The 9090-nt window shown below is 50.7% G+C and carries 19 protein-coding genes and 1 pseudogene; all 20 read left to right on the forward strand.

Going from position 1 to position 9090, the window contains the following annotated elements; genetic code table 11:
- Positions 1 to 156, forward strand: a pseudogene (tuf, locus tag ACJ8J4_RS24415) (elongation factor Tu); the annotation flags it as partial.
- Between the two features lie 132 nt (positions 157 to 288).
- Positions 289 to 483 carry a bacterioferritin-associated ferredoxin gene (bfd, locus tag ACJ8J4_RS24420; RefSeq protein ID WP_015379266.1) on the forward strand — a complete coding sequence of 65 codons (195 nt, stop codon included), beginning with the start codon at positions 289 to 291 and terminating at the stop codon, positions 481 to 483.
- A 73-nt stretch (positions 484 to 556) separates the two neighbouring features.
- Positions 557 to 1036, forward strand: coding sequence for a bacterioferritin (gene bfr / locus ACJ8J4_RS24425; RefSeq protein ID WP_019456183.1), 480 nt, complete (start codon positions 557 to 559; stop codon positions 1034 to 1036).
- A gap of 385 nt (positions 1037 to 1421) precedes the next feature.
- Positions 1422 to 1733: a 30S ribosomal protein S10 gene (gene rpsJ / locus ACJ8J4_RS24430; protein ID WP_001181005.1), complete on the forward strand. Its 312-nt coding sequence runs from the start codon at positions 1422 to 1424 to the stop codon at positions 1731 to 1733.
- Between the two features lie 32 nt (positions 1734 to 1765).
- Positions 1766 to 2395 (forward strand): 50S ribosomal protein L3, encoded by a 630-nt coding sequence (rplC, locus tag ACJ8J4_RS24435; RefSeq protein WP_015379265.1) that lies wholly within the window; start codon positions 1766 to 1768, stop codon positions 2393 to 2395.
- A 10-nt stretch (positions 2396 to 2405) separates the two neighbouring features.
- Positions 2406 to 3011, forward strand: a complete 606-nt coding sequence (gene rplD / locus ACJ8J4_RS24440) for a 50S ribosomal protein L4 (RefSeq protein ID WP_004929779.1) — start codon at positions 2406 to 2408, stop codon at positions 3009 to 3011.
- Complete coding sequence (gene rplW, locus ACJ8J4_RS24445; RefSeq protein WP_004951179.1) at positions 3008 to 3310, forward strand: 50S ribosomal protein L23; 303 nt, start codon at positions 3008 to 3010, stop codon at positions 3308 to 3310. Before rplD ends, rplW begins: the two co-directional genes overlap by 4 nt.
- A gap of 18 nt (positions 3311 to 3328) precedes the next feature.
- Complete coding sequence (gene rplB / locus ACJ8J4_RS24450) at positions 3329 to 4153, forward strand: 50S ribosomal protein L2 (protein ID WP_004929775.1); 825 nt, start codon at positions 3329 to 3331, stop codon at positions 4151 to 4153.
- Positions 4154 to 4167: 14 nt separating this feature from the next.
- A complete protein-coding gene (gene rpsS / locus ACJ8J4_RS24455; RefSeq protein ID WP_004929772.1) occupies positions 4168 to 4446 on the forward strand; it encodes a 30S ribosomal protein S19 in 279 nt (92 codons plus the stop codon).
- 14 nt (positions 4447 to 4460) lie between these two features.
- Positions 4461 to 4793 (forward strand): 50S ribosomal protein L22, encoded by a 333-nt coding sequence (gene rplV, locus ACJ8J4_RS24460; RefSeq protein ID WP_002223844.1) that lies wholly within the window; start codon positions 4461 to 4463, stop codon positions 4791 to 4793.
- A gap of 17 nt (positions 4794 to 4810) precedes the next feature.
- Positions 4811 to 5509: a 30S ribosomal protein S3 gene (gene rpsC / locus ACJ8J4_RS24465; protein ID WP_004929766.1), complete on the forward strand. Its 699-nt coding sequence runs from the start codon at positions 4811 to 4813 to the stop codon at positions 5507 to 5509.
- Between the two features lie 12 nt (positions 5510 to 5521).
- Complete coding sequence (gene rplP / locus ACJ8J4_RS24470) at positions 5522 to 5932, forward strand: 50S ribosomal protein L16 (RefSeq protein ID WP_004929764.1); 411 nt, start codon at positions 5522 to 5524, stop codon at positions 5930 to 5932.
- A complete protein-coding gene (gene rpmC, locus ACJ8J4_RS24475; protein ID WP_004929762.1) occupies positions 5932 to 6123 on the forward strand; it encodes a 50S ribosomal protein L29 in 192 nt (63 codons plus the stop codon). Before rplP ends, rpmC begins: the two co-directional genes overlap by 1 nt.
- Positions 6124 to 6378: a 30S ribosomal protein S17 gene (gene rpsQ, locus ACJ8J4_RS24480; protein WP_004929760.1), complete on the forward strand. Its 255-nt coding sequence runs from the start codon at positions 6124 to 6126 to the stop codon at positions 6376 to 6378. It abuts the gene before it with no gap.
- A 172-nt stretch (positions 6379 to 6550) separates the two neighbouring features.
- Positions 6551 to 6922 (forward strand): 50S ribosomal protein L14, encoded by a 372-nt coding sequence (gene rplN / locus ACJ8J4_RS24485; RefSeq protein ID WP_000613954.1) that lies wholly within the window; start codon positions 6551 to 6553, stop codon positions 6920 to 6922.
- 9 nt (positions 6923 to 6931) lie between these two features.
- Positions 6932 to 7246, forward strand: a complete 315-nt coding sequence (rplX, locus tag ACJ8J4_RS24490) for a 50S ribosomal protein L24 (RefSeq protein WP_004929758.1) — start codon at positions 6932 to 6934, stop codon at positions 7244 to 7246.
- Between the two features lie 14 nt (positions 7247 to 7260).
- A complete protein-coding gene (gene rplE / locus ACJ8J4_RS24495; protein ID WP_004929756.1) occupies positions 7261 to 7800 on the forward strand; it encodes a 50S ribosomal protein L5 in 540 nt (179 codons plus the stop codon).
- A 13-nt stretch (positions 7801 to 7813) separates the two neighbouring features.
- Positions 7814 to 8119: a 30S ribosomal protein S14 gene (gene rpsN, locus ACJ8J4_RS24500; protein ID WP_004929754.1), complete on the forward strand. Its 306-nt coding sequence runs from the start codon at positions 7814 to 7816 to the stop codon at positions 8117 to 8119.
- Between the two features lie 30 nt (positions 8120 to 8149).
- Entirely contained in the window at positions 8150 to 8542 is a 393-nt protein-coding gene (rpsH, locus tag ACJ8J4_RS24505) for a 30S ribosomal protein S8 (RefSeq protein WP_004929753.1), read from the forward strand.
- A gap of 14 nt (positions 8543 to 8556) precedes the next feature.
- A complete protein-coding gene (gene rplF / locus ACJ8J4_RS24510) occupies positions 8557 to 9090 on the forward strand; it encodes a 50S ribosomal protein L6 (protein WP_197836522.1) in 534 nt (177 codons plus the stop codon).

A 9090-nucleotide genomic window follows, 5' to 3' on the forward strand; every position in this document is an offset into this window, starting at 1 on the left:
CTGCCAGAAGGCGTAGAGATGGTAATGCCAGGCGACAACGTGAACATGGTTGTCACCCTGATTCACCCAATCGCGATGGACGACGGTCTGCGTTTCGCAATCCGTGAAGGCGGCCGTACTGTAGGCGCTGGTGTTGTTGCTAAAGTTATCGCTTAATCGCGAATAATTTTTCGACACAAAAAAGGGGCACTTCGGTGCCCTTTTTTTATGCAATTTGCTCAAATCTTAATTGAAATAAAAACCATTCCTATTTAGACTCAATGCATTGGTTAAGAAGTGAGTCTCTCTATGTATGTATGTCTGTGTAATGCGGTGACTGACAAAGCGATCCGTAATGCGGTGCGTCAGCACAATCCCCATACCATGAAGCAGCTGCGTGAACTTGTGCCGATTGGTACCGATTGTGGAAAGTGCATTCGTCAGGCAAGACAGATTATGGTGGAGGAACGCGGAACTATCATCCCAATGCATGAAGTTGCCTAACAAAGGGTAAGGTTATTTTTGACTCTTGGCTTACAGGTTCTACACTTTTAGAACTGGCCAGGAGGAGTTACCTATGAAAGGCGATAAAAAGATCATTGCTCACCTCAACAAGCTGCTCGGCAACGAGCTGGTTGCCATCAATCAATATTTCCTGCACGCCCGCATGTTCAAGAATTGGGGCTTAATGCGCCTCAACGACAAGGAATACCACGAGTCGATCGACGAAATGAAACATGCCGATCGCTACATCGAGCGTATCCTGTTCCTGGAAGGGCTTCCTAACCTGCAAGATCTCGGCAAGCTGAACATCGGCGAAGATATTGAAGAGATGCTGCGTTCCGATCTGGCTCTGGAGCTGGCTGGTGCCAAGAACCTGCGTGAAGGTATCGCCTATGCCGATTCTATTCACGATTATGTCAGCCGCGATTTGATGATCGATATCCTGGCCGATGAAGAAGAGCATATCGACTGGCTGGAAACCGAGCTGGACCTCATCGCTCGCCTCGGTATTCAAAACTATGCCCAGGCCCAGATTTTGGAGCGCAAAGAGTAAAGCCTTCAGCCTATTCGCCATTGCCTCTCCTGCCGGCGGCCGTTTTCACGGCGGGGCAGGGGAGAGCTCAACCCACCCTAAGCATAATTCATTCCCTGCTCACCGTGCTAACCCGCAAACTGACACTGAACGCGCAAAAATGACGATTTCCTGAGCATATTTCCAACTGCGGCTTGCTTCCTGGGCCATTTTGCGTATAATGCGCGGGCTTACCTAATCTTGGTAAGCCTGATTTTAGCGAATCAGTCGATTGGCAGGCCTTTTTTGCCTTTCGAACAATACTCCCGATATGGGGGTTATATGTTGACGATTACACTCCCCCATCAATCGAAATGGGTGTGAGGAGTAATTATTTACGTTTATAAATAATTGGAGCTCTGGTCTCATGCAGAACCAAAGAATCCGTATCCGCCTGAAAGCGTTTGATCATCGTCTGATCGATCAATCAACCGCGGAAATCGTCGAGACTGCAAAGCGCACTGGTGCGCAAGTCCGTGGTCCGATCCCGCTGCCAACTCGCAAAGAGCGCTTTACCGTTCTGATCTCTCCGCACGTCAACAAAGACGCGCGCGATCAGTACGAGATTCGCACTCACAAGCGTCTGGTTGACATCGTTGAGCCAACCGAGAAAACCGTTGATGCTCTGATGCGTCTGGATCTGGCTGCCGGTGTAGACGTGCAGATCAGCCTGGGTTAATCAGGTCATTGAGCGATTGAGAGGTTGAAACAATGATTGGTTTAGTCGGTAAAAAAGTGGGTATGACCCGTATCTTCACTGAAGATGGCGTTTCTATCCCAGTAACCGTAATTGAAATTGAAGCGAACCGCGTGACTCAGGTTAAAAGCCTGGACACCGACGGTTACCGTGCCGTTCAGGTTACCACTGGTAGCAAAAAAGCTAACCGTGTAACCAAGCCGGAAGCGGGCCATTTCGCTAAAGCTGGCGTTGAAGCTGGCCGTGGTCTGTGGGAATTCCGCCTTGAAGAAGGTCAAGAGTTCGCTGCAGGTCAGGAAATTAGCGTAGAAATCTTCGCTGACGTTAAAAAAGTCGATGTTACCGGTACTTCTAAAGGTAAAGGTTTTGCTGGCACTGTTAAGCGCTGGAACTTCCGTACCCAAGACGCTACCCACGGTAACTCCTTGTCTCACCGCGTTCCGGGTTCTATCGGTCAGAACCAGACTCCGGGCAAAGTGTTCAAAGGCAAGAAAATGGCTGGCCACCTGGGTGATGAGCGCGTAACCGTTCAGAGCCTGGACGTAGTACGTGTTGACGCTGAGCGCAACCTGCTGCTGGTTAAGGGTGCTGTACCGGGCGCAACCGGTGGCAACCTGATCGTTAAACCAGCTGTGAAGGCGTAAGGGGATAGCAATGGAATTAGTATTGAAAGACGCGCAAAGCGCGCTGACTGTTTCCGAAACTACCTTCGGTCGTGATTTCAACGAAGCGCTGGTACACCAGGTTGTTGTTGCTTATGCAGCAGGTGCCCGTCAAGGTACTCGTGCTCAGAAGACCCGTGCTGAAGTAACTGGTTCCGGCAAAAAGCCATGGCGTCAGAAAGGCACCGGCCGTGCGCGTTCAGGTTCTGTAAAGAGCCCGATCTGGCGTTCAGGCGGCGTGACCTTTGCTGCTAAGCCACAGGACCACAGTCAGAAAGTAAACAAAAAGATGTACCGCGGCGCGCTGAAAAGCATCCTGTCCGAGCTGGTACGTCAAGATCGTCTGATCGTTGTCGAGAAGTTCTCTGTAGAAGCGCCTAAAACTAAGCTGCTGGCACAGAAACTGAAAGATATGGCTCTGGAAGACGTGCTGATCGTGACCGGTGAACTGGATGAGAATCTGTTCCTGGCAGCTCGCAACCTGTACAAGGTTGACGTGCGCGATGTAGCAGGTATCGATCCGGTTAGCCTGATCGCCTTCGACAAAGTGGTTATGACTGCTGATGCTGTGAAGCAAGTTGAGGAGATGCTGGCATGATCCGTGAAGAACGTTTGCTGAAAGTGCTGCGTGCACCGCACGTATCTGAAAAAGCATCCGCTGCGATGGAAAAAAGCAACACCATCGTTCTCAAAGTTGCCAAAGACGCGACCAAAGCAGAAATCAAAGCTGCAGTGCAGAAACTGTTTGAAGTCGAAGTCGAAGACGTGAACACCCTGGTAGTTAAAGGGAAAGTGAAGCGTCACGGTCAGCGTGTTGGTCGTCGTAGCGACTGGAAAAAAGCTTACGTCACCCTGAAAGAAGGCCAGAATCTGGACTTCATCGGCGGCGCAGAGTAAGTCGGAGGAGTAAGAACAATGGCAATTGTTAAATGTAAACCTACATCTCCGGGTCGTCGCCACGTTGTTAAAGTGGTTAACCCTGAGCTGCACAAGGGTAAACCTTATGCCCCGCTGCTGGAAAAACTGAGCAAAAGCGGTGGTCGTAACAACAATGGCCGTATCACCACCCGTCATATCGGTGGTGGCCACAAGCAACATTATCGTCTGGTTGACTTCAAGCGCAACAAAGACGGTATCCCTGCTGTGGTTGAGCGTCTGGAGTACGATCCGAACCGTTCCGCGAACATCGCGCTGGTTCTGTACAAAGACGGCGAACGCCGTTACATCCTGGCGCCGAAAGGCCTGAAAGCTGGTGACCAGATTCAATCTGGCGTTGATGCTGCAATCAAAGCGGGCAACACCCTGCCGATGCGCAACATTCCAGTTGGTTCAACGGTTCACAACGTAGAAATGAAACCAGGTAAAGGCGGCCAGATGGCTCGCTCCGCTGGTGCCTACGTTCAGATCGTTGCTCGTGATGGTTCCTACGTAACTCTGCGTCTGCGCTCTGGCGAAATGCGTAAAGTTCCAGCTGATTGCCGCGCCACCCTGGGTGAAGTCGGTAACGCTGAACACATGCTTCGCGTTCTGGGTAAAGCAGGTGCTGCACGTTGGCGTGGTGTTCGTCCTACCGTTCGCGGTACGGCGATGAACCCGGTAGATCACCCGCACGGTGGTGGTGAAGGTCGTAACTTTGGTAAGCACCCGGTAACTCCGTGGGGCGTTCAGACCAAAGGTAAGAAGACCCGTAGCAACAAGCGTACTGATAAGTTCATCGTACGTCGCCGTAGCAAAAAATAATTAGAGGATAAGCCATGCCACGTTCTCTCAAGAAAGGTCCTTTTATTGACCTGCACTTGCTGAAGAAGGTAGAGAAAGCGGTGGAAAGCGGTGACAAGAAGCCTTTGCGCACTTGGTCCCGTCGTTCAACGATCTTTCCTAACATGATCGGTTTGACCATCGCTGTCCATAATGGTCGTCAGCACGTACCAGTGTTCGTTTCCGATGAAATGGTCGGTCACAAACTGGGTGAATTCGCGCCGACTCGTACTTATCGCGGCCATGCGGCTGATAAAAAAGCTAAAAAGCGCTAAGGTAGGAGGAAGAGATGGAAACTATCGCTAAACATCGCCACGCTCGTTCTTCTGCTCAGAAGGTTCGCCTTGTTGCTGACCTGATTCGCGGTAAGAAAGTGTCGCAAGCTCTGGAAACTCTGACCTACACCAACAAGAAAGCTGCTGGTCTGGTTAAGAAAGTGCTGGAGTCTGCCATTGCTAACGCAGAACACAACGATGGCGCTGACATCGATGATCTGAAAGTTACGAAAATCTTCGTAGACGAAGGCCCAAGCATGAAGCGCATTATGCCGCGTGCGAAAGGTCGTGCAGATCGCATCCTGAAGCGCACCAGCCACATTACTGTGGTTGTGTCCGATCGCTGAGACTCTGGAGACTAGCAATGGGTCAGAAAGTACATCCTAATGGTATTCGCCTGGGTATTGTCAAACCTTGGAACTCTACTTGGTATGCGAATACCAAAGAATTCGCTGACAACCTGGACAGCGACTTTAAAGTTCGTCAATTCCTGACTAAGGAACTGTCGAAAGCTTCCGTTTCTCGCATCGTTATCGAGCGTCCTGCGAAGAGCATCCGTGTGACCATTCACACTGCTCGCCCAGGCATCGTTATCGGCAAGAAAGGTGAAGACGTCGAAAAACTGCGCAAGGTCGTAGCGGACATCGCTGGCGTTCCTGCACAGATCAACATCGCCGAAGTCCGTAAACCGGAACTCGACGCTAAATTGGTTGCTGACAGCATCACTTCTCAGCTGGAACGTCGCGTTATGTTCCGTCGTGCTATGAAGCGTGCAGTACAGAACGCAATGCGTCTTGGCGCTAAAGGTATCAAAGTTGAAGTAAGCGGCCGTCTTGGCGGCGCTGAAATCGCACGTACCGAATGGTACCGCGAAGGTCGTGTTCCATTGCACACTCTGCGTGCGGACATCGACTACAACACATCTGAAGCGCACACCACTTATGGTGTAATCGGCGTTAAGGTATGGATCTTCAAAGGTGAGATCCTGGGTGGTATGGCTGCAGTTGAACAACCGGAACCGGCTGCTCAACCTAAAAAGCAGCAGCGTAAAGGCCGCAAGTAAGGAGAGTCGCTGATGTTACAACCAAAGCGTACAAAATTCCGTAAGGTGCACAAGGGCCGCAACCGTGGTCTGGCGCAAGGTACGGATGTTAGCTTCGGCACTTTCGGTCTGAAAGCTGTTGGCCGTGGCCGTCTGACTGCTCGTCAAATCGAAGCAGCTCGTCGTGCAATGACTCGTGCAGTTAAGCGTCAAGGCAAGATCTGGATCCGTGTATTCCCGGACAAACCGATCACCGAGAAGCCGCTGGAAGTGCGTATGGGTAAAGGTAAGGGTAACGTGGAGTATTGGGTTGCCCTGATCCAGCCTGGTAAGGTCCTGTACGAAATGGACGGCGTGCCAGAAGAGGTTGCCCGCGAGGCATTCAAACTGGCAGCAGCGAAACTGCCGATCAAAACCACCTTTGTAACTAAGACGGTGATGTAATGAAAGCACAAGAGCTGCGTGAAAAAAGCGTTGAAGAGCTGAATGCCGAGCTGCTCAACCTGCTGCGTGAGCAATTCAACTTGCGCATGCAGGCGGCCAGTGGCCAGCTGCAACAAACTCACCTGTTGAAACAAGTGCGTCGTGACGTCGCACGCGTTAAGACTTTACTGACTCAAAAGGCGGGTGTGTAAATGACTGAAGTTATCCGTACCCTGCAGGGTCGTGTTGTTAGCGATAAAATGGAGAAATCCATCGTTGTTGCTATCGAACGTACTGTGAAGCACCCGATCTACGGGAAATTCATCAAACGTACGACCAAGCTGCACGTACATGACGAGAACAACGAATGTGGTACCGGCGACGTGGTGGAAATCCGCGAATGCCGCCCACTGTCCAAGACTAAGTCCTGGACGTTGGTTCGCGTTGTAGAGAAAGCGATTCTGTAATAGAGTAGCTGGCTCTCACTTAATAAACGGCTCAGAAAATGAGCCGTTTATTTTTTCTACCCATACCAAGTAAGCGGTGTTATAATGCTGCGCCCTCGGTTATGGGGCTTTTCAACGGCCTAATTTTTACTTGGGTCTTTAAAGTAGTAGTTGACATTAGCGGAGCACTAAAATGATCCAAGAACAGACTATGCTGAACGTCGCCGACAACTCCGGTGCACGTCGCGTAATGTGTATCAAGGTTCTAGGTGGCTCGCACCGTCGCTACGCAGGCGTCGGCGACATCATCAAAATTACCATCAAGGAAGCAATTCCTCGCGGTAAGGTGAAGAAAGGCGATGTTCTGAAGGCGGTAGTGGTGCGCACCAAGAAGGGTGTACGTCGCCCGGACGGTTCTGTCATTCGCTTCGATGGCAATGCATGCGTTATTTTGAACAATAACAGCGAGCAGCCTATCGGTACGCGTATTTTTGGGCCGGTAACTCGTGAACTGCGTAATGAGAAGTTCATGAAAATTATCTCTCTGGCACCAGAAGTACTCTAAGGAGCGAACATGGCAGCGAAGATCCGTCGTGATGACGAAGTTATCGTGATTACCGGGAAAGACAAAGGTAAGCGCGGTAAAGTAAAAAATGTCCTGTCTGCTGGCAAGGTCATTGTTGAAGGCATCAACCTGGTTAAGAAACACCAGAAGCCGGTTCCGGCTCTGAACCAACCAGGCGGCATTGTTGAAAAAGAAGCTGCAATTCAGGTTTCTAACATTGCTATCTTCAACGCGGCTACCGGCAAGGCTGACCGTGTAGGCTTTAGATTCGAAGACGGCAAAAAAGTCCGTTTCTTCAAGTCTAACAGCGAAACTATCAAGTAATTTGGAGTAATACGATGGCGAAACTGCATGATTACTACAAAGACGAGGTAGTCAAACAACTGATGTCTCAGTTTGATTACAACTCTGTCATGCAAGTCCCTCGGGTCGAGAAGATCACCCTGAACATGGGTGTTGGTGAAGCGATTGCTGACAAGAAACTGCTGGATAACGCCGCAGCGGACCTGGCAGCTATCTCCGGTCAAAAACCGTTGATCACCAAAGCCCGCAAATCTGTTGCAGGCTTCAAAATCCGTCAGGGCTATCCGATCGGCTGTAAAGTAACTCTGCGTGGCGAACGCATGTGGGAGTTCTTTGAGCGTCTGATCTCCATTGCTGTTCCACGAATCCGTGACTTCCGTGGCCTGTCCGCCAAGTCATTCGATGGCCGTGGCAACTACAGCATGGGCGTGCGTGAGCAAATCATCTTCCCAGAAATCGACTACGACAAAGTCGATCGCGTTCGTGGTTTGGATATTACCATTACCACTACTGCGAAATCTGATGATGAAGGCCGCGCGCTGCTGGCTGCTTTTAACTTCCCGTTCCGCAAGTAAGGCAGGGTTACTGATGGCTAAGCAATCAATGAAAGCACGCGAAGTCAAGCGCGTGAAATTAGCTGACAAGTTCTTTGCAAAACGCGCTGAACTGAAAGCTATTATCTCTGATGTGAACGCATCCGATGAAGATCGTTGGAATGCCGTTCTCAAGCTGCAAACTCTGCCGCGTGATTCCAGCCCGTCTCGTCAGCGTAAACGCTGCCGCCAAACTGGCCGTCCACATGGTTATGTGGGCAAATTCGGGTTGAGCCGTATTAAGCTTCGTGAAGCCGCTATGCGCGGTGAAGTACCAGGCTTGAAAAAGGCTAGCTGGTAATTACCAATTGAATCACGGGAGTAAAGACAGATGAGCATGCAAGATCCGATCGCGGATATGCTGACCCGTATCCGTAACGGTCAAGCCGCGAACAAAGTTGCGGTCACCATGCCTTCCTCCAAGCTGAAAGTGGCAATTGCCAACGTGCTGAAGGAAGAAGGTTTTATTGAAGATTTCAAAATCGAAGGCGACGCCAAGCCTGTTCTGGAACTGGTACTGAAGTACTTCCAGGGCAAAGCTGTGGTAGAAAGCATTCAACGTATCAGCCGTCCAGGTCTGCGCATCTACAAGAAAAAAGATGAGCTGCCAAAAGTTATGGCCGGTTTGGGTATCGCTGTTGTTTCTACCTCTAAAGGTGTTATGACCGATCGTGCAGCTCGCCAGGCTGGTCTTGGTGGCGAGATTATCTGCTACGTAGCTTAATTCGGGAGGAAAGAATGTCTCGTGTTGCAAAAGCACCCGTCGTCATTCCTGCCGGCGTAGAGGTAAAACTCAACGGTCAGGTTATTTCGATTAAGGGTAAAAACGGCGAGTTGACTCGTACTATCCACGACGCCGTTGAAGTGAAGCAAGAAGCTAACGCACTGACTTTCGCTCCGCGCGAAGGTTTTGCTAACGCATGGGCTCAAGCGGGTACCACGCGCGCTCTGCTGAACGCAATGGTTGTTGGTGTTACCGAAGGCTTCACCAAAAAGCTTCAACTGGTAGGTGTTGGTTATCGTGCTGCCGTTAAAGGCAACGTGGTGAATTTGGCCCTGGGCTTCTCTCACCCTATCGATCACCAGCTGCCGGCAGGTATCACTGCTGAATGCCCAAGCCAAACTGAGATCGTGCTGAAAGGCGCTGATAAGCAGGCTATTGGCCAGGTAGCAGCAGATCTGCGCGCTTACCGTCGTCCTGAGCCTTACAAAGGCAAAGGTGTTCGTTACGCCGACGAAGTCGTGCGTACCAAAGAGGCTAAGAAGAAGTAA

The organism is Serratia sp. CY47280, assembly GCF_052168655.1.
Classification (GTDB): Bacteria; Pseudomonadota; Gammaproteobacteria; order Enterobacterales; family Enterobacteriaceae; genus Serratia; species Serratia bockelmannii.

Coding starts and splice junctions, on each gene's coding strand:
- bfd (WP_015379266.1), top strand. CDS start 289: ATGTATGTATGTCTGTGTAATGCGGTGACTGACAAAGCGATCCGTAAT.
- bfr (WP_019456183.1), top strand. CDS start 557: ATGAAAGGCGATAAAAAGATCATTGCTCACCTCAACAAGCTGCTCGGC.
- rpsJ (WP_001181005.1), top strand. CDS start 1,422: ATGCAGAACCAAAGAATCCGTATCCGCCTGAAAGCGTTTGATCATCGT.
- rplC (WP_015379265.1), top strand. CDS start 1,766: ATGATTGGTTTAGTCGGTAAAAAAGTGGGTATGACCCGTATCTTCACT.
- rplD (WP_004929779.1), top strand. CDS start 2,406: ATGGAATTAGTATTGAAAGACGCGCAAAGCGCGCTGACTGTTTCCGAA.
- rplW (WP_004951179.1), top strand. CDS start 3,008: ATGATCCGTGAAGAACGTTTGCTGAAAGTGCTGCGTGCACCGCACGTA.
- rplB (WP_004929775.1), top strand. CDS start 3,329: ATGGCAATTGTTAAATGTAAACCTACATCTCCGGGTCGTCGCCACGTT.
- rpsS (WP_004929772.1), top strand. CDS start 4,168: ATGCCACGTTCTCTCAAGAAAGGTCCTTTTATTGACCTGCACTTGCTG.
- rplV (WP_002223844.1), top strand. CDS start 4,461: ATGGAAACTATCGCTAAACATCGCCACGCTCGTTCTTCTGCTCAGAAG.
- rpsC (WP_004929766.1), top strand. CDS start 4,811: ATGGGTCAGAAAGTACATCCTAATGGTATTCGCCTGGGTATTGTCAAA.
- rplP (WP_004929764.1), top strand. CDS start 5,522: ATGTTACAACCAAAGCGTACAAAATTCCGTAAGGTGCACAAGGGCCGC.
- rpmC (WP_004929762.1), top strand. CDS start 5,932: ATGAAAGCACAAGAGCTGCGTGAAAAAAGCGTTGAAGAGCTGAATGCC.
- rpsQ (WP_004929760.1), top strand. CDS start 6,124: ATGACTGAAGTTATCCGTACCCTGCAGGGTCGTGTTGTTAGCGATAAA.
- rplN (WP_000613954.1), top strand. CDS start 6,551: ATGATCCAAGAACAGACTATGCTGAACGTCGCCGACAACTCCGGTGCA.
- rplX (WP_004929758.1), top strand. CDS start 6,932: ATGGCAGCGAAGATCCGTCGTGATGACGAAGTTATCGTGATTACCGGG.
- rplE (WP_004929756.1), top strand. CDS start 7,261: ATGGCGAAACTGCATGATTACTACAAAGACGAGGTAGTCAAACAACTG.
- rpsN (WP_004929754.1), top strand. CDS start 7,814: ATGGCTAAGCAATCAATGAAAGCACGCGAAGTCAAGCGCGTGAAATTA.
- rpsH (WP_004929753.1), top strand. CDS start 8,150: ATGAGCATGCAAGATCCGATCGCGGATATGCTGACCCGTATCCGTAAC.
- rplF (WP_197836522.1), top strand. CDS start 8,557: ATGTCTCGTGTTGCAAAAGCACCCGTCGTCATTCCTGCCGGCGTAGAG.